This is a genomic window from Arthrobacter sp. ASL1 (assembly GCF_056680475.1).
Genome location: NZ_CM155284.1, coordinates 1,491,136 through 1,516,950 on the forward strand (window position 1 = coordinate 1,491,136; position 25,815 = coordinate 1,516,950).

At 69.1% G+C, this 25,815-nt stretch carries 25 protein-coding genes, 1 tRNA gene and 1 riboswitch; of the genes, 15 read left to right on the plus strand and 11 right to left on the minus strand.

Features of this window, described 5'->3' with window-relative positions:
* Window positions 1-17 precede the first annotated feature (17 nt).
* Window positions 18-2,150 (minus strand): RecQ family ATP-dependent DNA helicase, encoded by a 2,133-nt coding sequence (locus AC1MEQ_RS07040; RefSeq protein WP_479795214.1) that lies wholly within the window; start codon window positions 2,148-2,150, stop codon window positions 18-20.
* A gap of 84 nt (window positions 2,151-2,234) precedes the next feature.
* Between AC1MEQ_RS07040 and AC1MEQ_RS07045 the strand changes: the two genes are divergently transcribed.
* The 5 genes from AC1MEQ_RS07045 (at window position 2,235) to thiC (ending at window position 7,935) form a co-directional block, all read left to right on the plus strand.
* Entirely contained in the window at window positions 2,235-3,662 is a 1,428-nt protein-coding gene (locus AC1MEQ_RS07045) for a phosphomannomutase/phosphoglucomutase (protein ID WP_479795216.1), read from the plus strand.
* Window positions 3,659-4,141: a hypothetical protein gene (locus AC1MEQ_RS07050; protein WP_479795218.1), complete on the plus strand. Its 483-nt coding sequence runs from the start codon at window positions 3,659-3,661 to the stop codon at window positions 4,139-4,141. The genes AC1MEQ_RS07045 and AC1MEQ_RS07050 overlap by 4 nt, the downstream gene beginning before the upstream one ends.
* A 19-nt stretch (window positions 4,142-4,160) precedes the next feature.
* On the plus strand, window positions 4,161-4,598 hold the full coding sequence (locus AC1MEQ_RS07055) for an RrF2 family transcriptional regulator (RefSeq protein WP_479795220.1): 438 nt from the start codon (window positions 4,161-4,163) through the stop codon (window positions 4,596-4,598).
* 86 nt (window positions 4,599-4,684) lie between these two features.
* Complete coding sequence (locus AC1MEQ_RS07060) at window positions 4,685-5,866, plus strand: globin domain-containing protein (RefSeq protein WP_479795222.1); 1,182 nt, start codon at window positions 4,685-4,687, stop codon at window positions 5,864-5,866.
* A 122-nt stretch (window positions 5,867-5,988) separates the two neighbouring features.
* Window positions 5,989-6,094, plus strand: a riboswitch (TPP riboswitch).
* Window positions 6,091-7,935, plus strand: coding sequence for a phosphomethylpyrimidine synthase ThiC (gene thiC / locus AC1MEQ_RS07065; RefSeq protein WP_479795223.1), 1,845 nt, complete (start codon window positions 6,091-6,093; stop codon window positions 7,933-7,935). It overlaps the preceding riboswitch by 4 nt.
* 33 nt (window positions 7,936-7,968) lie before the next feature.
* On the opposite strand, the gene AC1MEQ_RS07070 is transcribed toward thiC, so the two are convergent.
* From AC1MEQ_RS07070 to AC1MEQ_RS07080, 3 genes are all read right to left on the minus strand, one after another.
* A complete protein-coding gene (locus tag AC1MEQ_RS07070; protein WP_479795225.1) occupies window positions 7,969-8,832 on the minus strand; it encodes an alpha/beta fold hydrolase in 864 nt (287 codons plus the stop codon).
* Window positions 8,829-9,356, minus strand: coding sequence for a PadR family transcriptional regulator (locus AC1MEQ_RS07075; RefSeq protein WP_479795227.1), 528 nt, complete (start codon window positions 9,354-9,356; stop codon window positions 8,829-8,831). Before AC1MEQ_RS07075 ends, AC1MEQ_RS07070 begins: the two co-directional genes overlap by 4 nt.
* Before the next feature lie 163 nt (window positions 9,357-9,519).
* Window positions 9,520-11,364, minus strand: coding sequence for a phosphoenolpyruvate carboxykinase (GTP) (locus tag AC1MEQ_RS07080; RefSeq protein WP_479795229.1), 1,845 nt, complete (start codon window positions 11,362-11,364; stop codon window positions 9,520-9,522).
* A gap of 285 nt (window positions 11,365-11,649) precedes the next feature.
* On the opposite strand from AC1MEQ_RS07080, the gene AC1MEQ_RS07085 reads away from it, so the two are divergent.
* A tRNA-Arg gene (locus AC1MEQ_RS07085) sits at window positions 11,650-11,726 on the plus strand.
* Between the two features lie 47 nt (window positions 11,727-11,773).
* On the opposite strand, the gene AC1MEQ_RS07090 is transcribed toward AC1MEQ_RS07085, so the two are convergent.
* On the minus strand, window positions 11,774-12,322 hold the full coding sequence (locus tag AC1MEQ_RS07090) for a GNAT family N-acetyltransferase (RefSeq protein ID WP_479795231.1): 549 nt from the start codon (window positions 12,320-12,322) through the stop codon (window positions 11,774-11,776).
* A gap of 108 nt (window positions 12,323-12,430) precedes the next feature.
* Here AC1MEQ_RS07090 and AC1MEQ_RS07095 point away from each other — a divergent pair, with 108 nt between their 5' ends.
* From AC1MEQ_RS07095 to AC1MEQ_RS07105, 3 genes are read left to right on the plus strand one after another with little or no spacing between them, the layout of a single operon-like run.
* Window positions 12,431-13,078 carry an ABC transporter ATP-binding protein gene (locus tag AC1MEQ_RS07095; protein WP_479795233.1) on the plus strand — a complete coding sequence of 216 codons (648 nt, stop codon included), beginning with the start codon at window positions 12,431-12,433 and terminating at the stop codon, window positions 13,076-13,078.
* A complete protein-coding gene (locus tag AC1MEQ_RS07100) occupies window positions 13,075-15,330 on the plus strand; it encodes a YhgE/Pip family protein (RefSeq protein WP_479795235.1) in 2,256 nt (751 codons plus the stop codon). Before AC1MEQ_RS07095 ends, AC1MEQ_RS07100 begins: the two co-directional genes overlap by 4 nt.
* The gene (locus tag AC1MEQ_RS07105) at window positions 15,327-15,917 is read left to right on the plus strand and encodes a TetR/AcrR family transcriptional regulator (RefSeq protein WP_479795236.1); all 591 of its coding nucleotides are present in this window, start codon (window positions 15,327-15,329) and stop codon (window positions 15,915-15,917) included. Before AC1MEQ_RS07100 ends, AC1MEQ_RS07105 begins: the two co-directional genes overlap by 4 nt.
* 37 nt (window positions 15,918-15,954) lie before the next feature.
* On the opposite strand, the gene AC1MEQ_RS07110 is transcribed toward AC1MEQ_RS07105, so the two are convergent.
* Both AC1MEQ_RS07110 and AC1MEQ_RS07115 read right to left on the minus strand, forming a co-directional pair.
* Complete coding sequence (locus AC1MEQ_RS07110) at window positions 15,955-16,479, minus strand: SixA phosphatase family protein (RefSeq protein WP_479795238.1); 525 nt, start codon at window positions 16,477-16,479, stop codon at window positions 15,955-15,957.
* Between the two features lie 89 nt (window positions 16,480-16,568).
* On the minus strand, window positions 16,569-17,378 hold the full coding sequence (locus tag AC1MEQ_RS07115; RefSeq protein ID WP_479795240.1) for a winged helix-turn-helix domain-containing protein: 810 nt from the start codon (window positions 17,376-17,378) through the stop codon (window positions 16,569-16,571).
* A 603-nt stretch (window positions 17,379-17,981) separates the two neighbouring features.
* Between AC1MEQ_RS07115 and AC1MEQ_RS07120 the strand changes: the two genes are divergently transcribed.
* Both AC1MEQ_RS07120 and AC1MEQ_RS07125 read left to right on the plus strand, forming a co-directional pair.
* Window positions 17,982-18,722 carry a response regulator transcription factor gene (locus AC1MEQ_RS07120; protein ID WP_479795241.1) on the plus strand — a complete coding sequence of 247 codons (741 nt, stop codon included), beginning with the start codon at window positions 17,982-17,984 and terminating at the stop codon, window positions 18,720-18,722.
* Complete coding sequence (locus AC1MEQ_RS07125; RefSeq protein ID WP_479795243.1) at window positions 18,719-20,299, plus strand: sensor histidine kinase; 1,581 nt, start codon at window positions 18,719-18,721, stop codon at window positions 20,297-20,299. The genes AC1MEQ_RS07120 and AC1MEQ_RS07125 overlap by 4 nt, the downstream gene beginning before the upstream one ends.
* Window positions 20,300-20,673: 374 nt before the next feature.
* On the opposite strand, the gene AC1MEQ_RS07130 is transcribed toward AC1MEQ_RS07125, so the two are convergent.
* The 3 genes from AC1MEQ_RS07130 to upp form a co-directional block, all read right to left on the minus strand.
* Window positions 20,674-20,961, minus strand: a complete 288-nt coding sequence (locus AC1MEQ_RS07130) for a type II toxin-antitoxin system death-on-curing family toxin (protein WP_479796080.1) — start codon at window positions 20,959-20,961, stop codon at window positions 20,674-20,676.
* Between the two features lie 71 nt (window positions 20,962-21,032).
* On the minus strand, window positions 21,033-21,239 hold the full coding sequence (locus AC1MEQ_RS07135) for a ribbon-helix-helix protein, CopG family (RefSeq protein WP_479795244.1): 207 nt from the start codon (window positions 21,237-21,239) through the stop codon (window positions 21,033-21,035).
* 90 nt (window positions 21,240-21,329) lie between these two features.
* Window positions 21,330-21,968, minus strand: coding sequence for a uracil phosphoribosyltransferase (gene upp / locus AC1MEQ_RS07140; protein ID WP_479795246.1), 639 nt, complete (start codon window positions 21,966-21,968; stop codon window positions 21,330-21,332).
* Between the two features lie 80 nt (window positions 21,969-22,048).
* On the opposite strand from upp, the gene AC1MEQ_RS07145 reads away from it, so the two are divergent.
* The 4 genes from AC1MEQ_RS07145 (at window position 22,049) to AC1MEQ_RS07160 (ending at window position 25,337) form a co-directional block, all read left to right on the plus strand.
* Window positions 22,049-22,498, plus strand: a complete 450-nt coding sequence (locus AC1MEQ_RS07145) for a nucleoside deaminase (protein ID WP_479796081.1) — start codon at window positions 22,049-22,051, stop codon at window positions 22,496-22,498.
* Window positions 22,499-22,592: 94 nt separating this feature from the next.
* On the plus strand, window positions 22,593-24,014 hold the full coding sequence (locus AC1MEQ_RS07150; protein WP_479795248.1) for an FAD-binding oxidoreductase: 1,422 nt from the start codon (window positions 22,593-22,595) through the stop codon (window positions 24,012-24,014).
* A gap of 97 nt (window positions 24,015-24,111) precedes the next feature.
* Window positions 24,112-24,726 (plus strand): ClpP family protease, encoded by a 615-nt coding sequence (locus AC1MEQ_RS07155; RefSeq protein ID WP_479795250.1) that lies wholly within the window; start codon window positions 24,112-24,114, stop codon window positions 24,724-24,726.
* The gene (locus tag AC1MEQ_RS07160; protein ID WP_479795252.1) at window positions 24,723-25,337 is read left to right on the plus strand and encodes a ClpP family protease; all 615 of its coding nucleotides are present in this window, start codon (window positions 24,723-24,725) and stop codon (window positions 25,335-25,337) included. The genes AC1MEQ_RS07155 and AC1MEQ_RS07160 overlap by 4 nt, the downstream gene beginning before the upstream one ends.
* 14 nt (window positions 25,338-25,351) lie before the next feature.
* Here AC1MEQ_RS07160 and AC1MEQ_RS07165 read toward each other — a convergent pair whose 3' ends face one another.
* Entirely contained in the window at window positions 25,352-25,777 is a 426-nt protein-coding gene (locus AC1MEQ_RS07165; RefSeq protein ID WP_479795254.1) for a helix-turn-helix domain-containing protein, read from the minus strand.
* Window positions 25,778-25,815: the final 38 nt, after the last annotated feature.

Consider the following 25,815-nt stretch of genomic DNA (forward strand, 5'->3'; position numbering starts at 1 on the left):
GCCGCGGGACCACCCGGTCAGGCGGAGACGGCCAGGACGAAGGGCAGCACTGCAGGTGCCCCGGCCCCGCGCAGCAAGCGGGTGGCCTCGGTGATGGTCCACCGGCTGTCCACGTAGTCGTCGATGAGCAGCACCGGCCCACTCAAGGCCCCCAGTTGGCCGGCCAGTTCGCCACCGACGCCGAGCTGGCCCCAGACCGCGGCCAGCCGGAACGCGCTGTTCCCGCCCGATCCCCCGCGGGGGCCCCCGTGCGGGTATTCGAGGGTGCCCAGGTAGGGCAGCTGGCCGATCCGGGCGATGCCGGTGGCAAACGATTCGACCAGTTGCGGGCGGGTGCGCGAGGGCATGGCAACCACCGCGGCCGGCCGTTCGGCCCAATCCCACTCCGAGAGCACCTGGACGCAGGCGCGCAGCATGGCATCCTCGATGGGCGCGTCGACAACCTGTTCGGCGGACGTCGCCAGCAGGGTGCGCAGCCGGGCTCCCCACCCCAGGTCGGTCAGCCGGGCCAGGGCCCGGCCGGGGCGGGCCTGGCTCTCGGGTTTGATCTTCCCCTTGAGGTCCACGCCCAGCCGGTCCATGCCGCCGGGCCACATCGCCCGGGGATCAAGCTGCACGCCGACGCGCCCCAGTGCCGTCTGGGACCGGTCGCGCGCGTCGTCGCCGATGGTGTCCTGGTACCAGGGGCCGGCGCAGTTGTCGCAGCGGCCGCAAGGGGCGGCCTCCGGGTCATCGAGTACCCGGGAGAGGAATTCCATCCGGCAGCCGGTGGTGCGTTCGTACTCGAGCATGGAGTTCTGCTCGTCGACGCGGGCTGCGGCCACCCGGGAGTAGCGTCCGGCGTCGTAGGCCCACGGTTCGCGCGTGCGCACCCACCCGCCACCGACGCGTTCGACGGCCCCGTCGACCGCCAACACCTTCAGCAGCAGCTCCAGGGGCGAGCGGCGCAGATTGACCCGGGCCTCGAGCGCGGGGACCGAGACGGCGGTGCCGGCGGCCTCAAGCTCGGCCAGCACCGCGTGGGCGCGTTCCTCATCCGGCATGGACGCGGTGGCGAAGTACCGCCAGATCTCGCGGTCCTCGGGGCCGGGAAGCAGCAGCACGTCGGCGTTGTCGGTTCCACGCCCGGCACGGCCGACCTGCTGGTAGTAGGCCACCGGGGAGCTCGGGGCACCGACGTGGACGACGAACCCGAGGTCGGGCTTGTCGAAGCCCATGCCCAGGGCACTGGTGGCAATCAGCGCCTTGACCTGGTTTTCCTTCAGCGCCTGCTCGGAGACGGCGCGCTCCTCGGGGTCGGTGCGCCCGGTGTAGGAGCGAACGTCATGCCCGGCTTCGCGCAGCAGCCGGGCGATGTCCTCGGCGGCGGAGACGGTCAGCGTGTAGATGATCCCGCTGCCGGGCAGGTCCCCCAGGTGGGTGAGCAGCCAGGCCAGCTGCATCCGCGGGCTGGGCAGCCGCAACACACCCAGGCGCAACGATTTGCGGGCCAGCGGGCCGCGCAGCGTGAAGACCTCGGCCCCGCCGACCGCCAGCTGTTCCTGCACGTCGTGGACCACCCGCTCGTTGGCGGTGGCCGTGGTGGCCAGCACCGGGACATTGGACGGCAGCGCGCCGATCAAGTCGCGGATCCGGCGGTAGTCGGGGCGGAAGTCATGGCCCCAATCGGAGATGCAGTGGGCCTCGTCGATGACCAGCAGGCCCATCCGCGCGACCAGGTCCGGCAACTGCTGCTCGCGGAAGGCCGGGTTGTTCAGCCGTTCCGGCGAGACGAGCAGCACGTCCACCTCGTCGGCGTCGAGCTTGGCGGTGATCTCCCGCCACTGGACGGCGTTGGCGGAGTTGATCGCCTCGGCCCGCACCCCGGCCCGTGCCGCGGCGGCGACCTGGTCGCGCATGAGCGCCAGCAGCGGGGAGACGATCAGCGTCGGGCCGGCGCCGCGGGCACGCAACAGCAGGGAGGCCACGAAGTACACGGCGGATTTGCCCCAACCGGTGCGCTGGACCACCAGGGCGCGCCGGCCGCCGTCGACCAGCGCCTCGATCGCCTCGAACTGCCCCGCGTGGAACCGGGCGTCCCCGTGCCCCACGAGCCGGCGCAGCACCTCGGTGGCGTCGTCGTGCAATTGCCTGTTCCGCGTTTCAACCATGACCCCAGTATTCCAGCGTGCACCCACGGGTGGGCACCGGGGCCGGGGCTTGTGGATCATCGTCTGGATCCGCGGCCACCGGCTATGCTCGAACGCGTGAACGACGAAATTGATCTTTCCCAGTCCTTCAAGGCCTACGACGTGCGCGGCATCGTCGGCGAAACCATCAACGAGGAGATCGTCGAGGCCGTCGGCGCAGCCTTCGTGGACGTGCTGGGCCTGGCCGGGAAGCGCGTGCTGGTCGGCGGGGACATGCGCCCCTCCTCCCCCGCCTTCTCCGCGGCCTTCGCCCGCGGCGCCTCCTACCGCGGCGCCGACGTCTCCCTGCTCGGGCTGATCTCCACCGACGAGCTCTACTTCGCCTGCGGGCAGCACCAGGCGGCCGGCGTGGTGTTCACCGCCAGCCACAACCCCGCGGCCTACAACGGGATGAAGATGGCCCAGGCCGGAGCCGTCCCGGTCTCCTCCGACACCGGGCTCTACGAGATCCGCGACCTCGCCCAGACCTACCTCGCCGAGGGGCTGCCGGTCTCCGGCGATACCCCCGAGGGGGCCATCGACACCCTCGACGTGCTGGCCGACTATGCCGCCTACCTGCGCTCGCTGGTGGACCTCTCTAGCATCCGCCCGCTGAAGGTCGTCGTCGATGCCGCCAACGGCATGTCGGGCCTGACCACCCCCGCGGTCCTCGGCGATGCCCTGCTTCCGGGGCTGCCGTTGGAGATCGTGCCGCTGTACTTCGAGCTGGACGGCACCTTCCCCAACCACCCGGCCAACCCGCTGGAGCCGGAGAACCTCAGGGACCTGCAGGCCGCCGTCGTCGAACACGGGGCCGACATCGGCCTGGCCTTCGACGGGGATGCCGACCGCTGCTTCGTCATCGACGAGACCGGGGCACCGGTCTCCCCCTCGGCGATCACCGCCCTGGTCGCCCGCCGCGAGATCGCCCGCGCCCAGGCCGCCGGGGAGGACACCCCGGTCATCATCCACAACCTCATCACCTCCCGCGCCGTCCCCGAGCTGGTGGAGCACGACGGCGGCCGGCCGGTGGTCACGCGGGTGGGGCACTCGTTCATCAAGGCCGTCATGGCCGCCGAGGGTGCCGTCTTCGGCGGCGAGCACAGCGCCCACTACTACTTCCGGGACTTCTTCAACGCCGATACCGGTATGCTGGCCGCCATGCACGTGCTGGCCGCCCTGGGCTCCCAGGAGCGGCCGCTGGGCGAGCTGGCCGAGGAGTACGAGCCCTACTTCTCCTCCGGGGAGATCAACTCCGAGGTTTCCGACAAGGATGCCGCCGTCGCCCGCGTGCTGCGCGAATTTTCGACGCAGGACACCGTGGTCGGTACGCTGGATGGGACCACCGTGACCGCGACGGACGGGTCGTTCTGGTTCAACCTGCGTCCGTCCAACACCGAACCCTTCCTGCGCTACAACGGGGAAGCCGTCGACACCACGACCATGGAACGCGTCCGCGACGCCGTCCTCACCATCGTCAGGAGCACAGCATGAGCGAGAACACCACGGAGAACCGGCTGGCCGAACTCGGCGACGCCGCCCACCAGGACCTGAACAAGGTCCTCGGCACCGCCCTGGGTGTCGCCCGCGAGCAGCTGGAGACCAACGGCGTCTTCCTGCCGTTTGCCATCGGGCTGGAGCCCGACGCCGAGGAGGAGGGCGAACTGCGCCTGCTCGCCGTCCAGCCGCCCGAGGAGGAGCAGGACCCGGAAGCCGACATCGACGCCGAGGCGATGATGGAGGACCTGGTGACGCTGCTGACCGGGCAGCGCGACCAGTTCACCGCCGTCGCGCTGGTCTCCGACGTCACCTTGATGCAGGAGGACCGCGACGCCGTACACGCCATGGCCGAGCACAGCCTCGGCGGCGCCGTCGCCGTGATCCAGCCCTACACGCCGCCGGCCGAAGAGGGGGGCGAGTGGACGTTCGACGAGCCCACGCCGGAACCGGGCGAATTGCAGATCTGGGCCTGATGCCCACCCGCCGTCCCCGATGAGGATCAACGCCTTCTCGGACGTCTGCCTGCGCATCCTCATGATCCTGGCGGCCCGGCCCGGGCACCAGCTGACCACCCGGGAGATCGCGGTGTCGATCGACATCCCCTACAACCAGGTCAGCAAGGCGGTGCTGCGGCTCGGCCAGCTCGGACACGTCGATGTCCAACGTGGCCGGGCCGGCGGGGTACGGATCAGCACGACGGGGCTGGACGCGCGCCCGGGGTCCATCCTGCGCTCGCTGGATGAACAGCCCGACGTCGTCGACTGCACGCGGGCCGACGGATCGGCTTGTCCGCTCATCGCCGGCTGCCGGCTGCGCAGCGCCTTCGCCCGCGCCCGCGACGCCTTCTACGATGAGCTCGACCACACCACCGTGCGAGAGCTCTCGGCCTCCCCGGCGTTGACGCGGCTGCCCCTGCCGACTTTTCCGTAACCGATTTGCACCCGACTTCTACAGGGTGTAGAAATGTCTCATAATACTTGCCGTTCCGACGCAAGTAATCGACTTCAGGAGATCTAATGCTCTCAGAAACGTCACGCCCCGTCATCGAAGCCACCCTGCCCGTCATCGGGGAACGGATCGGCGAGATCACCAAGAAGTTCTACTCCGGCATGTTCGCCGCCCGTCCCGAACTCCTGGACGGGATGTTCAGCCGCGCCAACCAGCAGAACGGGGCCCAGCAAAAGGCCCTGGCCGGCAGCATCGCCGCCTTCGCCACCCACCTGGTCCAGCACCCCGAGACGCTGCCCGAGTCGATCCTGGCCCGCATCGCCCACAGGCACACCTCCCTGGGCATCCAGCCCGAGCAGTACCAGATCGTCTTCGAGCACCTCTTCGCGGCCATCGCCGAGGACCTGGGCGATGCCGCCACCGACGAGGTCGTCGCCGCCTGGACCGAGGTCTACTGGCTGATGGCCGACGCCCTGGTCAAGATCGAGACGGGACTCTACGCGGAGCAGGCCAACGACCGCGTCTATGCCCCCTGGCGCCTGGCCAGCCGCGAATCCGTGGGCACCGACTGCGTCACCTTCCGCTTCGTCCCGGGCGACGCCACCGCAGTCTCCGTGGCCAAGGCCGGCCAGTTCGTGAGCATCCGCCTGCCGCTGGCCGACGGGCTGCGCCAGGTCCGCCAGTATTCGCTCTCCGATGCCGTCTCCTCCACCACCGAACGCGTGCTGACCACCAAGCTCGACACCGGCGGGGAGGTCTCGCCGTTCATGCACGCCAACCTGCAGGTCGGCGACGTCGTGGAGTTGTCGAACCCCTACGGCGACATCACCCTGGACATGGAGGGCGCGCCGATCATCATCGCCACTGCGGGCATCGGCTGCACGCCCAGCGCCTCGGCCCTGCAGGCATTGGCCGAGCTCGAATCCGAGCGCCAGGTCCTGGTCCTGCACGCCGAACAACGGGAGGACAACTGGGCGCTGAAGGACCAGATGCGCTCCGCCGTGGACGCACTGCCCAACGCCGAGCTGAAGCTGTGGCTCGAGGACGCCAGCACCAAGTCGGAGGACACCCTGGCCGCCGAGGGCTTCATGGACCTCACCGGCGTCGAACTGCCCGCCGACGCCCGGATGTACCTGTGCGGTCCGCTGCCGTTCATGCGCGCCGTCCGCAGCCAGGCGATCGCCGCCGGCATCCCCGCAATGAACATCCACTACGAGGTCTTCGGACCCGACCTCTGGCTCGCCGCCTGAGCCCACAAACTGCGGAGTACGACGGCGGGGCCTCCTGGGGAGGGGCCGCGCCGGGGGGAACTCCGCAGCGACATGGCCCGCGACCTGGATTAGCCAGGTCGCGGGCCGTTCCGCTACGCTCGCAGGGTCCACACGGGTGCCCCAGGAGGGGCTGAGATCGAGCTGACCGCTCGGGACCGTCGAACCTGTCCGGGTCATGCCGGCGTAGGAAGTTGAGGGCTCGAATGAGCTATTCCCTGGAAACACCCACCACCTGTCCGTCCGACCCCGCGGGGACCAGCACACCAGGGGGCGGGGACGAAACACCCACGACTTGGGAGCAGCATCCGCAGCACCGGCTGCACTGGATCGAGGATCCCGACCACGGACTGCGCGTCCCGGTCACCGCGATCTCGCTGGCCGACTCCCCCGACGGCACCACCAACGACCCGCACCTGGCCTACCGGACCGCCGGGCCCGGATCAGAGCCGACCGCCGGACTGCCGCGGCCCCGCACCGCCTGGATCGCCGCCCGGTCCGACACCTTGGAGTATGACGGCCGGCGACGGAACCTGCACGACGACGGCCGTTCGGCGGTGCGCCGGGGCGCGGCCTCGGCCGAATGGAGTGGTGCCACGCCGGTCCCCCGCCGGTCCCTTGAGGGCCGCACGGTCACCCAGATGCATTACGCCCGCCACGGCACCATCACCCCCGAGATGCGCTACGTGGCACTGCGCGAGGGGTGCGACGCGGAGCTGGTGCGCAGCGAGCTGGCCGCCGGCCGGGCCATCATCCCGGTGAACATCAACCATCCGGAGTCCGAGCCGATGATCATCGGCAAGGCGTTCCTGGTGAAGATCAACGCCAACATCGGCAACTCGGCGGTGACCTCCTCCATCGCCGAGGAGGTCGAGAAGCTGACCTGGGCCACGAAATGGGGTGCCGACACGGTCATGGACCTCTCCACCGGCGACGACATCCACACCACCCGCGAATGGCTGATCCGCAACTCGCCCGTGCCGATCGGCACCGTGCCGATCTACCAGGCGCTCGAGAAGGTCGACGGCGACGCCGCGAAGCTGACGTGGGAGATCTTCCGCGACACCGTGATCGAGCAGTGCGAACAGGGGGTGGATTACATGACCATCCACGCCGGCGTCCTGTTGCGCCATGTGCCGCTGACGGCCGACCGGGTGACCGGCATCGTCTCGCGGGGAGGTTCGATCATGGCCGGCTGGTGCCTGGCCCACCACCAGGAGAACTTCCTCTACACGCACTACGACGAGCTGTGCGAGATCTTCGCCCGCTACGACGTGGCGTTCTCGCTCGGCGACGGCCTGCGGCCCGGCTCGCTCGCCGATGCCAACGACGCGGCGCAGTTCGCCGAGCTGGACACGCTGGCCGAGCTGACGAAGCGGGCCAGGGAATTCGACGTCCAGGTGATGGTGGAGGGTCCCGGCCACATCCCGCTGCACCTGGTCCGCGAGAACGTCGAACGCCAACAGGAGCTGTGCGACGGCGCCCCGTTCTATACGCTGGGCCCGCTGGTCACCGACACGGCCCCGGGCTACGACCACATCACCAGCGCGATTGGGGCCACCGAGATCGCCCGGTACGGCACGGCGATGCTCTGCTATGTCACCCCCAAGGAGCATTTGGGGCTGCCGGACAAGGACGACGTGAAGACCGGGGTGATCACCTACAAGATCGCCGCGCATGCAGCCGACGTCGCCAAGGGCCACCCCGGGGCGACGGCGCGGGACGACGCCCTGTCGAGGGCGCGGTTCGAGTTCCGCTGGAACGACCAGTTCGCCCTAGGGCTCGATCCGGCCACCGCCCAAGCGTTCCACGACGAGACGCTGCCGGCCGAACCGGCGAAAACGGCGCATTTCTGCTCGATGTGCGGGCCGAAGTTCTGCTCCATGCGCATCTCGCAGGACATCCGCGACGAGTTCGGCGGGGCGGCGCGGCAACGCGAACTGGCCGACGGCATCGCCGCGGGGATGGAGGCCAAGAGCCGTGAATTCGCTGCGGCCGGCTCCAGCGTCTACCTGCAGGCCACGATCCCCGTCGGTCCCACGGCCGGTTGATGAGCCGGGTTCCCGGGCACTTGCGGCGTGCCGCTAGAGCCCGGGGACCCGTTCCAGCCGGGGATGCGCCTCGCCGCGTTCGATCCAGGCGCGGACCATGGCGTTGAAGAACAGCGGGTCCTCGATGCTCCACTGGTGGTGCATGCCCGGAGCGATGCGGAATTCGGTGTCCGGGCGCACCGCGGCCACATCGGCGAATCCCTTGCGAACCACCGCTGGCTCCCGGGCTCCGGCCACCATCAGCAGGCGACCGGCGAAGTCCCCCAATCCCTCGGGCAGACCGCCGGCATAGACCTCCGCCATCATGGCCTTCATGTTCTCCGGGCGCAGGCTCAGGCCGTGGTCGGAGTAGATCCTGCGGGAGGTCGCGGGGATCCCGAACGCCCCGGCCTGGACCTTCCAGAACCACTCGGCGTCGCCGAAGCGCAGCTGGCTGGCCGCCGAGATCCGGGCGGCGGCGCCGACCGGGCGGATGCCCGCCCCGGAGAACAGCGCGCTGGCGAACAACTCGGGGTGCCGGGCCAGCGCCCGCAGCCCGATGACCGCGCCCAGCGAGAGGCCCACCAGGTGGACCCGGCTGTCCTCGACCTCCTCGGCGATGAACGCGGCAACGTCGTCGGCGGCGCTGTCCAGCCCGCTCCAGTCCTCCTCGGCCCGCGCGCCGAAGCCGGGCAGATGCGGGGTGAAGACCTGGTAGGCGGGGAACGCCTTGACCTGCGGATCCCACATCCAGTTGGCGACGTTGCCCCCGTGCAGGAAGACCAGCGTCTGGGCCGGCTTGCCGTCGGCGCGGGCGCGCAACGGACGGTGGATCTCCGGGTAGCCGGCCGGGTCCAGCCGTCCGGCGGGGCCGGCGGTGCCGGCCGCATCGGCGCGGGTGGCGGGGCGCTCGCTCATGGCAGGTTCCCTTCGACGGTGTCGAGCCAGGACAGTTCCGCGTCGACGTGCGCGATGCCGTGGTCCAGGGTGGCGGCCATCAGGTAGCCGCGGCGGTCGGTCAGCGCCGCGGCGTCGAGGTCGGCCCGCAGCGCCCGGTAGGAGTCGCGCAGCTCCCGGGTCTCCGCGCGGCGGGCGGCCAGCAGGCCCACCACCTCATCGCGGGCCAGCCCGCCGGAGAAGAAGATGCGCCCCAGGAACGGCTCGCGCGCCGGCTGGCGGTCCAGCCCGCCGACCAGCCACTCCTGCAGGACGGAGCGTCCGGCGGCCGTGATGTGGTGTTCCTGCCGGGCGGGGTAGTTCTCCTGCGGGACGGTCTGCACGGTCGCCAGCTCGTCGGAAACCAGCTGGGCCAGTGTGCGGTAGATCTGTGCCTTGTCGGCATTCCAGAAGTGGTTGATGCTCGAGTCGAAGTGCTTCTTCAGGTCGTAGCCGGTCATCGGCGAGAGGCTGAGCAGCCCGAGGATCAAGCGCGCGAGGATCATGCCACCATCATGCCAGTCTCCTAGGTGAAAAGTCGCCCATGGCCCCGGCGTGTGGACCGGCCGCCGCCGTCACCGGGCATGAGTTCCACCACGCACGACGGCGGGGAGCCCATCCGAATCCAAGGTTCCGGGCCGGCTCCCCGCCGTCGGGGTGGTCAGGCTGCTAGGCGCCGAGGCGCTGCTTCAGCCCGGCCAGTTCGTTCTGCAGCGACGTGGGCAGCGACTCGCCGAAGTTGGCGTACCACTCCTCGATGCCGGCCAGTTCCTGCTTCCACTCCTCCGGGTCGACCGTGACGGCGACCTCGACGTCCTCGGCGGTGAACCCGTCCAGGCCGGTCAGGTCCATCGACTCGCCGGTCGGCACGTAGCCGATCGGTGTCTCGCGGGCGTCTGCGGTCCCCTCGATGCGCTCGATGATCCACTTGAGCACGCGGGAGTTGTCGCCGAACCCGGGCCAGGCGAAGCCGCCCTCGGGCGTGCGGCGGAACCAGTTGACCAGGAAGATGCGCGGCAGGCGCTCCGGGTTGGCCTTGGCCTCGATGGAGTCCCAGTGATTGAGGTAGTCCCCGGCGTCGTACCCGATGAACGGCAGCATTGCCATCGGGTCGCGGCGCACCCGACCGACGGCACCGGCGGCAGCGGCGGTCGTCTCCGAGGAGAGCGTGGAACCCATGAAGATGCCGTTGGTCCACGAGCGGGCCTCGGTGACCAGCGGGATGGTGGTCTTGCGGCGGCCGCCGAAGAGGATCGCGTGGATCTCGACGCCGTCCGGGTTGTAGAACTCCTCGGAGAGCATGTCGATCTGGTTGATCGGCGTGCAGAAGCGGGAGTTCGGGTGGGCCGCGGGGGTGCCGGACTCCGGGGTCCAGTCGTTGCCGAGCCAGTCGGTCAGGTGGGCGGGGACCTCTTCGGTCATGCCCTCCCACCAGACACCGCCGTCATCGGTGAGGGCGACGTTGGTGAAGATCGAGTTGCCCTTGGTGATGGCGCGCATGGCGTTGGGGTTCGTTGCCCAGCCGGTGCCCGGGGCGACGCCGAACAAGCCGTACTCGGGGTTGACCCCGCGCAGCTCGCCCTCCTTGCCGATGCGCATCCAGTTGATGTCATCGCCCAGGGTCTCGGCCTTCCAGCCCTCGACCGTGGGGTCCAGCAGGGCCAGGTTGGTCTTGCCACAGGCCGACGGGAAGGCCGCGGCGACGTTGTAGCTCTTGCCCTGGGGGCTGGTGAGCTTGAGGATCAGCATGTGCTCGGCCAGCCAGCCCTCGTCACGTGCCATGACGGAGGCGATGCGCAGGGCGAAGCACTTCTTGCCCAGCAGCGCGTTGCCGCCGTAGCCGGAGCCGTAGGACCAGATCGAACGGTTCTCGGGGAAGTGCACGATCCACTTGTCCTCGTTGCAGGGCCACGGCACATCGGCCTGGCCCGCTTCGAGCGGGGCGCCCACGGAGTGCACGGCGGGGACGAAGAACGCGTTGGTGGCCTCCATCTTGCGCAGCACGTCGTTGCCGATGCGCGCCATGATCCGCATGGAGGCGACGACGTAGGCGGAGTCGGTGACCTCGACGCCGAACTGCGGCTGCTCCGCGTCCAGCGGGCCCATCACGAACGGGATGACGTACATGGTGCGCCCATGCATGGACCCCTTGAAGAGGTTCTGCAGGATCGGGGTCATCTCCTTCGGGTCCATCCAGTTGTTGGTGAACCCGGCGTCGCGCTTCTCGGACGAGCAGATGAACGTCCGCTCCTCCACCCGGGCGACGTCCTTCGGGTCGGAGAAGGCCGCGAAGGAGTTCGGGAACTTCTCATCGTCCAGGCGCACGAGCGTGCCTCCGTCGACCAGTTCGCCCGTGAGGCGGTTGACCTCCTCCTGGCTGCCATCGACCCAATGGACATTGGCCGGCTCCGTGAGCTCGATGATGTCGGAAACCCAAGCCAATAGCTCTGCGTGGGTCGTCGGTGCCGTCTGACGCTCCGCGTCGAGGACCGTCTGATCGGAGCGCTCGCTCATGTCCATTCCCTCCATTGGGCTGTTGCTGGTCTTATCGATGCTAGGTCGGCGGGACAGGGGCACGACGGCGGCCCCGGGTGCCGCACGGTCCCCACCACCGCCATCGGGCGTCTCTCCCCCGGATTCCCGGGCCTCCGATCATACCTCGTGTGATCAAGATCACGTAGACCGGTCTAGTTAAAATCGTCGTATTCGTGGGCGGCCACGGGGCCTCCCACCTCGATTTTGCACGCCCGTCAACTGTCTGTATAGTTATTCGAGGTCAGCGACGAGGTCGCGGACCGAGCGCCCATAGCTCAGCTGGATAGAGCGTCTGTCTACGGAACAGAAGGTCAGGGGTTCGAATCCCTTTGGGCGCACCAACAGAAAGGCCCCGCTTCGGCGGGGCCTTTTCTCGTTCCCCGGCGGATTAGTTGGCGGGTAAAACCGGAGTCCGCACACCCAGCCATTGCTCGGCGCCGAATTCCTGGAACCGATCGGCCATCTCGAAACCCAGCTTCTCCGCAAGGTTCATCGACCGCTGATTTGCAGCCTGGGTGCAAAGGAGAACCGGCTCGCCCGCAAAGGCTCCGTCACACCACGCGAGCGCGGCTGCACACGCTTCGGCTGCATAGCCCCGGCCCCACATACGAGGTAGGAGCATGTAGCTGATTTCGACTTCCTCCCCGCCCGCGCGCACATGACCAGGCCGCTCCACGTCGCGCCGATCGAACGCGACCATGCCGATCATCGATCCATCGAGATCAACCACGAAGTAGCCCGGCCGCCTCCCGGGAATTTCAGGAACCTCTTGCTCGAGTTCCCCTCGCGGGCGAGCGCCGCCGACGTAGGCTCCGACTTCGGCCGAGGCGAAGAGTTCAATGGTGGTTGCGCGGTCCTCCGCCGCCGACGCCCTCAGCACCAGCCTTTTGGTGCTCATCGACAAGGGTGGCCATGCCACCCGCCCCAGTTCTGCCATGTGCAGAGACTACGCGAACCCGCGATGCCGGTGCCCGCGATGGCAGAAGGACGGACACCACACCACCACTAATTGAACTGACCGGTCAGTTTGATTTAGTATTGAAGAGTGCTCATCGCAGACGAATTCTCCCTTACCGGCCGCCACGGCCCGCTGGTCGAACCCACCAGCCTGGCCGTCGCCGCCGGCGGACTGCTGCTGGTCCAGGCCGAGCCCCAGCCCACCCGGACCGCGCTGGCCCTGGGCCTGAGTGCCCGCATGCGCCCCGACACCGGAACCGTGGCGTGGGACGGCGATCCGTCCCTGTCCGGGGTGCGCCGGATCAGCATGATCGTGGACTCCCCGCAGATCAACGAACCCGAATCCCACATCAAGGTCAGGGACCTCGTCGCCGAGGACCTGGCCCTGCACCCCGGCCCGTTCTGGCGCCGCAGCGGCGTCAACGCCTGGCTCGAACGCCACCACTACACCGAACTGGCCGGGCAGTTCGTCGACGCCATCGACCCCCTGGACCGGCTGCGGATCCTCACCCACCTGGCCCTGGAGGAACACCAGACCACCCTGCTGGTGTTCGACACCCCCGACCGGCACGGCATCGCCGACGACGCGTGGGTGGCCCACTTGGCCAAGACGGCCGCCGGACGGCGGCATCCGGCGATCATCGCCGTCGTGCAATCCGTCCCCACCACCTGGACCGGAACGGTCGCCACCGCCGGCCAAAACAACCTCCCCCACCCCACGGAAGTCCCCGCATGACCACCCTTCGACTGGCCCTGTCCGAACTCAAGCGCATGACCAGCGGCGTGCTGCCCTGGATGGCCATCATCGCCATGACGCTCGTTCCGCTGCTCTACGGGGCGCTCTACCTCTACGCGAACTGGAATCCCTACTCCCACCTGGACAACGTCAAGGTGGCGCTCGTCAACGAGGACCAGGGCGCCCAACAGGACGGCAAGGACCTGCACGTCGGCGACGACGTCGTCGATTCGCTGCTGCAGGACGCGACCTTCGGCTGGAGCGTCGTGGGCTCGGAGGCCGACGCCGAGGAGGGCGTGCGCACGGGCGAATATGCGTTCGCCATGACCATCCCGAAGGACTTCTCGAAGAACCTGGCCTCCCCCGAGGACTTCGACGCCGCGCAGCAGGCCATCTTGCAGGTCACCACCAACGACGCGAACAACTACATGGTCGGCACGTTCGCCGACAAGCTCGCCGGAGAGGTCCACAACACCGTGGCCCGGGAGGTCGGGACGGAAACGGCGGACACCCTGCTGACCGGCTACGGGCGCATCCACTCGCAGATGGCGAAGGCGGCCGACGGCGCCAGCGAGCTGCATGACGGCACCGTCAGGCTCGACGACGGCATTGGCACCCTCGCGACCGGGGCGCAGGAGCTCGACTCCGGTGCCGGAAAACTGGACTCCGGTGCCCGACAGCTCCACGACGGCAGCTCCTCGCTCGTCGCGGGCGAGCGGAAGCTCGTGACCGGAACGGGGGCGTTGGCCTCGGGGGCCGGTGACCTGCAGGACGGCGCCGACCGCCTCTCCAACGGCCTGGGCGCGCTGGAATCGAAGACCGCCACGCTGCCGCAGACGACCCGGCAACTCGCCGACGGGGCCGCGTCGGCGAACGCCGCCGGGAAGCAACTGGCCGACGGCGCCGACCGGGTCGCCGACGGCAACGAGCAGCTCAGTGCCAAGGTGGGCCACGCCGCCGACACCATCAAGTCCCTGGAGAAGGACGCCGACCAGCGCGCCGAGGGCTCCGTGGACCAGCTGATCGACGACGGGGTCATCACCGCCGACCAGGCCGAGGCCGCCCGCGCCTCCGTCAAGAAGCTCGCCGCCGATTCCGGGGTCACCGCCCAGGCGGAGAAGACCCAGAAGGACCTGGCGACCGCGCAGTCGCAAATCGACCAGCTTGCCGCCGGCTCCCGACAGGTGGCCACCGGCGCCTCCCAGCTCAGCGGCGGCCTCGGCACGCTGGCGACCGGTGCCGACTCACTCGCCGATGCCACCCCGGCCCTCGTGTCGGGCATCTCCGACGCCGGTGACGGTGCCGGGCAGCTCTCCTCCGGGGCCGGGAAGCTTGCCGGAGGAGCCAACACCTTGCTCTCCGGCCAACAAGATGCCCTCTCCGGGGCGAAACAGCTCGACAGCGGAACCGCCTCGCTCGTCGACGGGACCGGTTCGCTCCAACAGGGCACCACGGACCTGCGCGGCGGCATCGACGAGCTGTCCTCCGGGGCCGACCAGCTCGTCGACGGCTCGGGGACGCTGGCCACCCGGCTCACCGACGGCACGAAGCAGGTCCCCAACCCCTCGGACCCCCAGAAGACCCAGGTCTCGAATGTCATCGGGGACCCCGTCTCGGTCGCGCAGACCGACCAGGCCAGCGCCGGGACCTACGGCGAGGGGCTGGCACCGTTCTTCATGACGTTGGCCGTCTGGATCGGTGCCTTCATCCTGGTGCAGATCATGCGTCCGGTCACCCACCGGGCCCTGGCGTCGAACGCCGCCTCCTGGAAGATCGCGATCGGCGGCTGGCTGCCGTTCCTGTTCCTTTCCATGCTGCAGGCCACGGTGCTCTACGGCGTCGTGCTCTTCGGCCTCGGACTGGAGACCGCGCACCCATGGCTGACGTGGGGGCTGTTCCTGATGGCCAGCGTGGCCTTCACGGCGCTGGTGCAGGGCATCTGCGCCCTGCTGGGCACCCCCGGAAAGCTCGTGGTCCTGGTGCTCCTGGTGCTCCAGCTGGTCTCCGCCGGCGGCACGTTCCCCTGGGAGACCACGCCCGATCCGCTGCATGTGGCCCACAACCTGCTCCCCATGGGGCACGTGATCACGGGGCTGCGGCATCTGATGTACGGGGCGACGCTCGATGGACTCGTCCCGCTGGTGCTGGCGTTGCTGGGCTATGCGGTGATCGGCCTGGTGATGAGCGTGCTGGCCGTGCACCGGGGCAAGACCTGGACGTTGAAGACCCTGCACCCGGAGCTGGCGGCGTGAGCGGGCGGGAACGGGTCCGGGCGACCGGCTCGAAGCACAAGTTGTTCGCCGCGTCCATGACGCTGATCGGCGAACGGGGCCACCACCAGGTCACGGTCGACGAGATCGCCGCCGCGGCCGGGGTCTCCAAGGGCACGGTGTACTACAATTTCGGCTCCAAGGCCCAGCTGATCGGCCAGCTGATCCGCTTCGGCGCCGACGTGCTCTTCGACCGGCTGGAGCAGGGGGCCGCGGACCCCGATCCGGTCGCCGGGTTCCGGGACATGGTCGCCGCTTCGCTGGAGTTCATGCACGAATACCCCGCCTTCGCGCAGCTGTGGATCAGCGAGCAGTGGCAATCCCCCAGCGAGTGGTCCCACACCCTGGAGGAGCTGCGCGGGGAGATCATCGACGTCATCGCCACCGCACTGGACCGCCTTCGCGCCACGGGTGCGCACCCGGGACTGGACCGTGCGGATCCGGCGGCCCTGGCCACCGCGGTCTTCGGCGCGGTGCTGATCATCGGGCGCGACCGGCACGTCTTCCACCCCGAGCGCAGCATCGCCACCTGCGTCGACGCGGTGGCCGTCTTCGCCGCCATCGGCTGACGCCGCGGCCGGGCGGCCCCGCAGCTCCGGCCCGGCCTCAGGGGCGTGGGACCACGAACCCGGTGACGCGTGCGTCCCGGCCGTCGAGCTCGGCCCACTGCTTCTGCGTTTCCAGCAGTGTCAGCCCCAGCGTCGGATAGCGGGTCGCCAGCTCCATCACCGGCTCCTCGTCGGACTCGATTGAGGCCAGCGACATCGCCACCTCCTGGACGGTCGGCAGGTGCCCGATGACCAGCAGCGTGGAGACGGTCTCGGGGGTCTCGTTGATGACGGAGACCAGCTGCGTCGCCGAGGCCCCGTACACGCGGGAGTCCAGGTACGGGGTCGGGCCCTTCTCCCCCAGCTCGCTGGACACCCACGCGCAGGTGGACCGGGCGCGCAGCGCATCGGAGCACACAATGTAGTCCGGAACCCAGCCATGGGCCACCATCCAGGCGCCGGCGGACGGCGCCTCGCGGTTGCCGCGGGTGGCCAGCGGCCGGTCGTGGTCCCCGACGCCGAAGGGGAACTCGGCCTTGGCATGGCGCAGGAGCATCAGGCGCTTCACATCGTGCTGGCTCATGGCTTCAGCTTAGGTGCCCGCACACCCCGCCACGCAGCACGACGGCGATGCCCCACCACGGGGGCATCGCCGTCGTGCGTGGTGCTGGATCAGATGCTGTACTCCGGGGCGGCCCAGACGATGACCTCGGGGTGCTCGTAGAAGCGGTAGCCCTGGCCGCGCACGGTGCGCACGGTGTTGGCCAGGCGGCCGAGCTTGGAGCGCAGGCGGCGGATGTGCACGTCGATGGTGCGCTCGTTCGGGACCTCCTCGGCGTTGCGCCACAGGTTGGTCAGCAGCTCGTCGCGGCCGACGGTGCGGGCGCCGTTCTCCACCAGGTAGTTCAGCAGCTCGAACTCCTTGAAGGTCAGGTTCAGCGTCTGCCCGTCCAGGTGGACCTCGCGGCGCGAGAGGTCGATCAGCACGCCGGAGGGGCGCGAGGTGGCCGGCTGCTGCCGGGCGGTCTCGGTGCGCGGGCGGCGGGCCACGGTGGGGTCCCCCAGCGCCTGGCGCACGACGTCGATGCTCTCACCCGGCGCGCTGGCCGGGGCCAGGGCGACGGCGGCGTGCGTCTGGGCCTCGGGCGAGAGGGTCTGCAGGTAGGCGCGCACCTGGGTGGCCAGTTTGCCCAGCGAGGTGCCCTGCTCCTGCGCGGTCGCCTCGTCGAGGCCAACGTAGAGCACGAAGCCGCGGGCCTCGGTGTCGCGTTCGACGGCCTGCGGGCCCGGCGTGCCGTTGCCGGCAATGACCGGGGTCGGCGCGGTGACCGCGTGGCGCTCCTGCGGGGAGGGCACGGCATGGAGCTGGCGGTAGCCCTGCGGTGCACCGTACTCGCCGTGACCGCCCCCCTGGCGCTGGGCGGCCGCGCGGTTCTGCGCGTTGCGGATGGAGATGTGGACGTATCCAGAAGTAACAGACATGGTGGAACCTCTAACTGTGCGAAAAGTCGGTGAACTGTCTTGGGGCAGCTGTCCGGCGTCGTGCAGGTGGCGGCGACCGGTCCAGCCGTGCTTCGGGTCTTCGGCGGGTGGGAAGAAGCTAGGCCGACATTCGACAACAGCTGCGCGCACGTCCGAGTCCATGGCCCCAACGGGGGCCTGAGGCCGCGAGTGCTGCTGGTTCGATGTTCACATGACCAGTCTTGCCGTAATAATTCGAACCCGCAAGTAATATTCATCGCATCTGTCCACATAGTGAGACGGAAAGACCACTTTGTGAGGTGATTCACATTGTGCAGTTTTCTGAAGTGAACCCTTTGGATGCAGCGGTCTGGTCAACAAAGACCGTCGACACTGTTCGTATTGACCACTCCGGCATCGTGATGCGATCCCTAAAACAAGCCGTGCATAGTTATGCGTGACGTGGACTTCCGGCGGTCATGGGCTTGACTATCCGGGCACCGCGGTGGGTGGTTCGGGCACGGCCCCGCCGGGGGGCGCCGGTACTGTAGGTGGCACGGGCTTCACAGCCCGGGCACAGCTTCATCCCAGCCCGGCCCTATAGGTGCAGAGGAGTATCGACTCATGACGAACTCGCAGTTCTCCCCGAACCAGCTCCCCCGTTTGGAACACCCGGATGGCACGCCCATCAGGGCCCTCGTGGTCGACGACGAGCCCTCGCTGGCCGAACTGGTCAGCATGGGCGCCCGCATGCTCGGGTGGCAGGTCAAGGTCGCCGGCGACGGACCCTCCGCCGTGCAGGAGGCCCGTTCCTTCACCCCCGACATCCTCGTGCTGGACTGGATGCTCCCGGGTTTCGACGGCACCGAGGTGCTGCGCAAGATCCGCACGTTCCAGCCGGAGGTCCCGGCCCTGTTCCTGACCGCCAAGGACGCGGTGGAGAACCGGATCGAGGGCCTCTCCCTCGGGGGCGACGACTACGTGACCAAGCCGTTCAGCCTCGAGGAGGTCCTGCTTCGCCTGCACCGCCTCGTCGAACGGTCCGGCGCGGCCAAGGCCGATGCTGCCGAGCTCGTCGTCGGGGACCTGGCCATGAACCTGGACATGCGCGAGGTCAGCCGTGGCGGGGACATCGTGAACCTCACCGCCACCGAGTTCGACCTGCTGCACTACCTGATGGAGAACGCCCGGCGCGTGATGTCCAAGAACCAGATCCTGGACAGCGTGTGGCAGTACGACTTCGGCGGCCAGGCCAACATCGTCGAGCTGTACATCTCCTACCTGCGCAAGAAGATCGATGCCGGGCGCGAGCCCATGATCCATACGGTCCGCGGCGCAGGGTATGTGCTGAAGCCCGCCCCGTGACCTCCAACGCACCCCCCAAACCCGCGGCCCCGCCCGCCGGTGCGGGTCGTTCGGCGGGCGCCCGGAACCCCACCAAGCACTGGTCGCTGCGCGCCCGCATGCTGGCAGCGCTCATCGCCCTGCTGGCCCTGATCTGCCTGGTGATCGGCGTCTTCACCCACACCGTGATGAGCAACAGCCTCTACGGCCAACTCGACGAGCAACTCGGGCAGGCCTCCAACCGCGCGGCGGCCTTCGACGGCAACGCCTCCGGCAAGGGCAGCAACGTGCCCGATCCGTTGAACGCACCCGGGCAGGGCTCCGGCACGCTCAACGCCCGCATCGAAGGCAACACCATCCTCATCGGCGGCGTCCTGGACCGCGAGACCGGGGAACGGCAGCAGCTGAACGAACAGGACGCCCGGATCCTGGCCGAGGTCTCGGCCGGTGCCGCGCCCACGACCGAGGACCTCTCGGTCGGCCGCTACCGGCTCATGGCCGTCACCTCCACCCAGGACGGCCACGCCGCGGCGGACGAATCCGGCACGTCGATCCTCATCACCGGCCTGCCCGTGGAGAACACCCGGCACACTCTCTTCTCGCTGGACATCACCATGCTGCTGGTGGCGTCCTCGGGGCTGGTGGCCACCGGGCTCATCGGCTCGGTGATCGTGCGCCGTTCGCTGGTGCAACTCGAACGCGTCTCCGCCGTCGCCGGATCCGTCGCGGAACTGCCCCTGGACGCCGGCGAGGTCCGTCTGGCCCAACGCGTCACCCCAGCCGATGCAGAGCCGGGCACCGAGGCCGGGAACATGGGCCACGCCCTGAACGCGTTGCTGGACAACGTTGAGTCGGCACTGGAGGTGCGCCAGAATTCCGAGGCGCGCATGCGGCGTTTCGTCGCCGACGCGTCCCACGAGCTGCGCACGCCGTTGGCCGCCGTGCGGGGCTACTCCGAACTGGTCGTCGCCACCGAACACCTCAGCCCCGATGGCCGGACGTCGCTGGACCGCGTCGTGGAGCAAAGCCACCGGATGGGTTCCCTGGTGGAGGACCTGCTGCTGCTGGCGCGCCTCGACGAAGGCCAGAGGCCGACCGCCGTCGACGTCGACCTGAGCCAGCTGGCCCTGGAGACCGCGCGGGACTTCCAGGTCGCCGCCCCGACCCACCAGTGGCGGCTCGCGCTGCCCGACGGGCCGGTCGTGGTCCGCGGCGACGGCACCCAGCTGGCCCGCGTGCTGAACAACCTGCTTTCCAACGCGCGCAAGCACACCGTGGAGGGGACGGCGGTGGACATCGGCGTCGCCCGCTCCGCCGACGGCCGGCATGCCATCCTCAGGGTCACCGACGACGGCGACGGCATCGACGAGGAATTCCTGCCGCAGGTCTTCGCCCGCTTCACCCGGGCCGACAACTCCCGTTCCGGCGCCGAGGGGACCGTGGGGTTGGGCCTGCCGATCGTGCGCGGCATCGTCGAATCCCACGGCGGCACGATCAACGTCAGCAGCCGTCCCGGGCACACCGAGTTCGAGGTCCGGCTGCCGCTGGCCTTCGATTTGCCCCCACGTCCTGACCAGCCGCCGCAGTCCGCCGTCTAGAAGGCCCTCGTGGATCCGCAACAGCACCATCCCGCCATCGACACAACAACGGTGGGGAAGCTGGGTGCATGTACCAACTACCGCCCCCACCCACGGTCCAGACCGCACCACGGACCCACGCTGCAGGACCCGTCCCACACATTTCGTCCCCACCTCTGCGTCGCCGATCCATCCCGTGGCGGGCACGCCCCGGTCAAGGTCATCGACGGGGTGACGATCTACGATCTGAGCGGAGCGGCGACGGCCCTCGGTGGCTGACCGACATCGCACGCGTGGCGAAGCCCCGCCCGGTATTCCGGGCGGGGAATCGTCGCTGGTGGGGCATGCGCGCCATCGTCGTGCCGCTCCCGAGGCCTCGCGCCCTGGGGATGTGGTCAGCCCAACATCTTCTCGATGATCGCTGCGGACTCTTCGGAGCCGATCTCTCCGGCGGCTACTCCGACCGCCAAATCGAAAAGCGCCGTTTCTGAGGTCTTCTCAACTCTTCCGTTCACCCGGAGGAATATGATCATCAACGTCATGCCTGTCCGTTTGTTACCGTCCAGCAGCGGATGGTTTCTGATGACGGACTCGAGGAGAACCGCAGCCTTCATCCCCAAGGATGGGTAGGCGTCTTTCCCCATGATACGAGTCGCCGATCGGGCCAAAGCCGAAGCCAGCATTCCGGCGTCACGCACGTGGAAACCAAATCGGTTGCCCACATGCAGGGCGTCATCGAGACTCAGATACCGCGTCACGCATCTTCCAGGCGGCGCAGGAGTTCCGCATGATCGGCGACAACGGAATCAAAGATCTCGTCTACTTCTCGGCGCCGGGAGTTCCTTTCGACAACCAGCTCGGCGCCTTGAAGCAGAAGCGCGCTCTTGGAGACGTGCTGGGCTTCAGCAAGCCGGTCGAGCTCCCGGTCAAGTTCTTCGGGAATACGTAGGTTCAGAGCCATACCATTATGGTACCGCGCCAAACGTCTCGCGGACCGGAAGATGGGCGTACTACGCCGCCGGCCGGGGGTACCGCCGTCGTGCAGTGTCTTCTAGTGCGCCAGCCCGTAGAGCCGGTCACCGGCGTCGCCGAGGCCGGGGACGATGTAGGCGTTCTCGTCGAGCTTCTCGTCCAGGGCGGCCAGCACCAGGTGCACGCGGGCGTCATCGCCGTAGGACTCCTCGAGCCGGTCCAGCCCCTCGGGGGCGGCGATGAGGCAGATGCAGGTGACGTCGGAGGCGCCGCGGTCGAAGAGAAACTTGATGGCCTCGATCAGGGTGCCGCCGGTGGCCAGCATCGGGTCCAGCACGAACACCTGGCGGCCGGTGAGGTCCTCGGGCAGCCGCTCGGCGTAGGTGACGATGTCCAGGGTCTTCTCGTTGCGGGCCATGCCCAGGAATCCGACCTCGGCGGTGGGGACCAGGCGGGTCATGCCCTCGAGCATGCCCAGGCCGGCGCGCAGGATCGGCACGACCAGCGGGGTCGGCTTCGCGAAGGAGGTGCCGATGGTGGTGGCGACCGGGGTCTCGACCTCCACCTGGACGGTGCGCACCTCGCGCGTGGCCTCGTAGGCCAGCAGGGTCACCAGTTCATCGGTGAGCTGCCGGAAGACCGGGGACGGGGTGCTTTTGTCGCGGAGAACCGAGACCTTGTGGGCCACCAGCGGGTGGTCGACTACCTGTACGCGCATATCCTCAAACTACCAGCCCCGCCCGGGCGCTCGGCTACTGTGGGAGCGTGATCCTCGATGACGCGCACCACGCACGGTGGATGGGGCTGGCCCTCGCCGAGGCCCGCGCGGCGCTGGCGACCGGCGACGTGCCCATCGGCGCCGTCGTCATCGGCCCCGACGGATCCGTGGTCGCGACCGGCCGCAACGAGCGCGAGGCCACCGGGGACCCCACCGCCCACGCGGAGGTCGTCGCCATCCGCGCCGCTGCGGCCGCGCTGCGCGGTTCCGGGCACGACGACGGCTGGCGGCTCTCCGAATGCACCCTCGTGGTGACCCTGGAACCCTGTGCGATGTGCGCCGGGGCGGCCGTGCTCTCCCGCATCCCGCGCGTCGTCTTCGGTGCCTGGGACGAGAAGGCCGGGGCCTCCGGATCGGTGTTCGACATCCTGCGTGAACCGCGCCTGAACCACTGGGTCGAGGTCTTCCCGCGGGTCCGGGAGGCCGAATGCGCGGCCCTGCTGACCGGTTTCTTCCGGGCGATGCGATAGTGCCACCCCGCCGCCATTGACCCCGGGGCCCGCACGGCGGAAAATGCGACGCAGGACCGGGCGACGGAGCCCGGCCACTGCCCGAGGTGGAGCCATGGCGCAACACGCGATTGACGTGTCCGACTACCGGCAGCTGGGGGAAACGATCGGCGGTGACATCGTCCTGCCCGATGATCCCGACTACGACGACGCCCGCTCGGTCTGGAACGCCATGATCGACAAGCGCCCGGCGGTCATCGTGCGCGCCGCGATCGTCGCCGACGTCGCCCCGACCCTCGCCTTCGCCCGCGCACACGGCCTGCTGATCGCCGTCCGCGGCGGCGGGCACAACGTCGCCGGACACGGGAGCGTCGACGGTGGACTGGTCCTGGACCTCTCGGCGTGCAACGACGTGCGGGTGGACTCCGAGACGCGGATCGTGACCGCCGGGCCCGGGGCGACACTGGCCGATCTCGACGCCGCCACCGCACCGCATCACCTGGCCGTCCCCGTCGGCGTCGTCTCGGCCACCGGGGTCGCCGGGCTGGCGCTGGGCGGAGGTTTCGGCTGGCTCACACGCACCCACGGGTTGACCGTGGACAACCTCGTGGAGGCCGAGATGGTCACGGTGGACGGCCGGATCGTGCGCGCCAGCGCGACCGAGAACCCGGAGCTGTTGTGGGCGTTGAAGGGCGGGGGCGGGAACTTCGGGGTCGTGACGTCGTTCGGGTTCCGGGCCCATCCGATGCCGGACACGGTCCTGTGTGGGAACCTCGTGTACTTCTCGGCGCAGTGGCCGAGGGCCCTGCGTGCCTACGCCCACTGGACGGAGGACCTGCCCGACGAGATGACCTCCATCGTCACGGCGCTGACGCCTCCGCCCGCCTGGGAACTGGGTAGCGAACCGGTGATCGTCGTCGGCTTCGCCTGGGCGGGAGCGGACCACCAGGCCGGGCAGGACTGCCTGGACCGGCTCACCGCCGCGGTCACACCGGACGTCGCCGACGTCGCTCCCCTGCCCTGGCCGCAATGGCAGTCAGCCATCGACGACGTCTTCCCCCACGGGGTCCGGGCCTACTGGAAGAACAGCGGGCTGAATCGGCTCGATGGGGACGCCATCGACGTCATCATCCGCTGTGCCGCCCGGCAGACGTGGCAGGGCACTGCCTTCGACATCCACCACATGGGTGGGGCCTTTGCCGGCGTCGACGAACACTCCTCGTCTTTCCCTTCGCGGGATGCCCGCTACTGGATCAACATCTACGGGTTCTGGAAGGATGCCGCCGACGATGCGCACCACATCGATTTCATCCGGTCGGTGGACACGGCAACGCGGCCCTTCTCCAGCGGGGCGCAGTACCTGAACTTCATGGGGGCCGAGGCCGACAACCCGTTGGTTCCCGGGGCCCCGGCAAACATGCCGTCCGTCTACGGGGAGACGCAGCTCGCGAGGCTGAGGGACGTCAAGCGCGCCTACGATCCCGGAAACCTGCTGCGGCTCAACCACAACATCCCGCCGACCTTAACGGGCGCGTAGGACCCCGGGCCGGTTGGCCGTTCTGCCTGCGGCGGGATGCTGCTGCCGTCGGCAGCGTGGCAGCGACAGGACGCCGGCCGCGCACCACGCTGGAGGCATGAGCGAACAACCAGAACCACGCAGCCTCTTCGACCGCCACATGCGCCAGCACCTGCTGATGCACCGCGTGCTGGTCCTCGACGGGCCCCTCGACGACGACAATGGCACGATGCTCGCCGGGCAGCTGATGGCGCTGGCCGACGACAACCAGTCGGATATCTCGCTGTGGATCAACTCCCCCGGCGGCTCCGTCCCGTCCATGCTGGCACTGCGGGACATCATGCGGATCATCCCGAATGACGTCTCCACCCTGGCCCTCGGGCTGGCGTGCTCCGCCGGGCAGTTCCTGCTCTCCTCCGGAACTCAGGGGAAGCGACGGGCCCTGCCACGGGCCCGGATCCTGATGCACCAGGGCTCGGCCGGAATCGGCGGGTCCTCCGCGGAGGTCGAGGTGCAGGCCAACGACCTGCGCCATACCCGCGACACGGTCCTGGGGCTGATCGCCGAGGACACCGGCCAGCCTGTGGAGCGGATCTTCGAGGATTCGCTGCACGACCGCTGGTACACCGCGGCCGAGGCACTCGAATACGGCTTCATCGACGAGGTGGCCGACAACTACGCGACGATCGCCCTGGCGCGGAACCGCCATGCGGGGTTGGGGGTGGAACGATGAGCGGCTACACGATCCCCAACGTCGTGGCCCGCAACGCCAACGGCGAGCGCATCATGGACGTCTACTCCCACCTGCTGACCGAGCGGATCGTCTACCTGGGCACCGCCATCGATCCCGGGGTGGCGAACGCGCTGATCGCCCAGCTGCTGCACCTGGACTCCGACTCCCCCGGGACGCCGATCGACCTGTACATCAACTCCGAGGGCGGGGACTTGCCATCGATGCTGGCCGTCTACGACACCATGCAGTACCTGAAGTCCGGGGTGTCCACCATCTGCGTCGGCCAGGCGATCGGCGCCAGCGCGGTGCTGCTCACCGGCGGTGCCGCCGGGCGGAGGATGATGCTCCCCCACGCCCGGGTGGTGCTACACCAGCCCGCCGGCCAGGGGCGCGGCACGATTCCGGATCTGATCCTGCAGGCCGACGAGCTCTTGCGGACCCGCGCCGCGGCCGAACAGGTGCTGGCCCGTCATACCGGCAAGGACGTCGCGGTGCTGCGCGCCGACACCGATCGGGAGCGGGTCTTCACCGCAGAGGATGCCCTTGCCTACGGTCTCGTGGACGAGGTGCTGGACCGGCAGCTATCGGATCCCCTACCGGTGGGAAGGTAAACGGTCCGGGCTGGTCAGGCTGCCAGTGCGAGGACCGGCTGGGAGCCGAGGTCCGCCGTCGTACCCGCGGAGGATCCAAAAGCGGGGGTAGTCACGCTGGAGTAGCCGCGTTGAGCGGTGGAGGTCAGGGTCTGGACCGGCGCTGACGCATGCAGTTCGGCGGCCACCTGCCAGGTGAGGTCCAGGAGGGTCGTGCCCAAGGCGCCGGCAACGGCAGCGATCATCTCGCTGGAGGGCTCCTTGATGCCGCGCTCGATCTCCGAAAGGTACTGCGGGGAGATGCCGGCGAGTCGGGCGACGTCCGCCAGGCGGTCTCCGCGGATGGTGCGCAGCAGCCGAAGGCGGCGGCCCAGGACCACGCGCCACAGCGGTTCAGGTCCCCACCGTTCATCGTCCGTGGGGCGTCTGGTCTGGAAGGTGGCATCGCGGTGCAGGTCCATGCTCCACCGTAGGCCCGACCTCCCCCGGCCTGTCACCC

Bases quoted from the DNA above. Each gene is read 5' to 3' on its own strand.
- AC1MEQ_RS07040 (WP_479795214.1), bottom strand. From the start codon at position 2,150: ATGGTTGAAACGCGGAACAGGCAATTGCACGACGACGCCACCGAGGTG.
- AC1MEQ_RS07045 (WP_479795216.1), top strand. From the start codon at position 2,235: ATGCTCGAACGCGTGAACGACGAAATTGATCTTTCCCAGTCCTTCAAG.
- AC1MEQ_RS07050 (WP_479795218.1), top strand. From the start codon at position 3,659: ATGAGCGAGAACACCACGGAGAACCGGCTGGCCGAACTCGGCGACGCC.
- AC1MEQ_RS07055 (WP_479795220.1), top strand. From the start codon at position 4,161: ATGAGGATCAACGCCTTCTCGGACGTCTGCCTGCGCATCCTCATGATC.
- AC1MEQ_RS07060 (WP_479795222.1), top strand. From the start codon at position 4,685: ATGCTCTCAGAAACGTCACGCCCCGTCATCGAAGCCACCCTGCCCGTC.
- thiC (WP_479795223.1), top strand. From the start codon at position 6,091: ATGAGCTATTCCCTGGAAACACCCACCACCTGTCCGTCCGACCCCGCG.
- AC1MEQ_RS07070 (WP_479795225.1), bottom strand. From the start codon at position 8,832: ATGAGCGAGCGCCCCGCCACCCGCGCCGATGCGGCCGGCACCGCCGGC.
- AC1MEQ_RS07075 (WP_479795227.1), bottom strand. From the start codon at position 9,356: ATGATCCTCGCGCGCTTGATCCTCGGGCTGCTCAGCCTCTCGCCGATG.
- AC1MEQ_RS07080 (WP_479795229.1), bottom strand. From the start codon at position 11,364: ATGAGCGAGCGCTCCGATCAGACGGTCCTCGACGCGGAGCGTCAGACG.
- AC1MEQ_RS07090 (WP_479795231.1), bottom strand. From the start codon at position 12,322: ATGGCAGAACTGGGGCGGGTGGCATGGCCACCCTTGTCGATGAGCACC.
- AC1MEQ_RS07100 (WP_479795235.1), top strand. From the start codon at position 13,075: ATGACCACCCTTCGACTGGCCCTGTCCGAACTCAAGCGCATGACCAGC.
- AC1MEQ_RS07110 (WP_479795238.1), bottom strand. From the start codon at position 16,479: ATGAGCCAGCACGATGTGAAGCGCCTGATGCTCCTGCGCCATGCCAAG.
- AC1MEQ_RS07115 (WP_479795240.1), bottom strand. From the start codon at position 17,378: ATGTCTGTTACTTCTGGATACGTCCACATCTCCATCCGCAACGCGCAG.
- AC1MEQ_RS07120 (WP_479795241.1), top strand. From the start codon at position 17,982: ATGACGAACTCGCAGTTCTCCCCGAACCAGCTCCCCCGTTTGGAACAC.
- AC1MEQ_RS07130 (WP_479796080.1), bottom strand. From the start codon at position 20,961: ATGCTGGCTTCGGCTTTGGCCCGATCGGCGACTCGTATCATGGGGAAA.
- AC1MEQ_RS07135 (WP_479795244.1), bottom strand. From the start codon at position 21,239: ATGGCTCTGAACCTACGTATTCCCGAAGAACTTGACCGGGAGCTCGAC.
- upp (WP_479795246.1), bottom strand. From the start codon at position 21,968: ATGCGCGTACAGGTAGTCGACCACCCGCTGGTGGCCCACAAGGTCTCG.
- AC1MEQ_RS07145 (WP_479796081.1), top strand. From the start codon at position 22,049: ATGGGGCTGGCCCTCGCCGAGGCCCGCGCGGCGCTGGCGACCGGCGAC.
- AC1MEQ_RS07150 (WP_479795248.1), top strand. From the start codon at position 22,593: ATGGCGCAACACGCGATTGACGTGTCCGACTACCGGCAGCTGGGGGAA.
- AC1MEQ_RS07155 (WP_479795250.1), top strand. From the start codon at position 24,112: ATGAGCGAACAACCAGAACCACGCAGCCTCTTCGACCGCCACATGCGC.
- AC1MEQ_RS07160 (WP_479795252.1), top strand. From the start codon at position 24,723: ATGAGCGGCTACACGATCCCCAACGTCGTGGCCCGCAACGCCAACGGC.
- AC1MEQ_RS07165 (WP_479795254.1), bottom strand. From the start codon at position 25,777: ATGGACCTGCACCGCGATGCCACCTTCCAGACCAGACGCCCCACGGAC.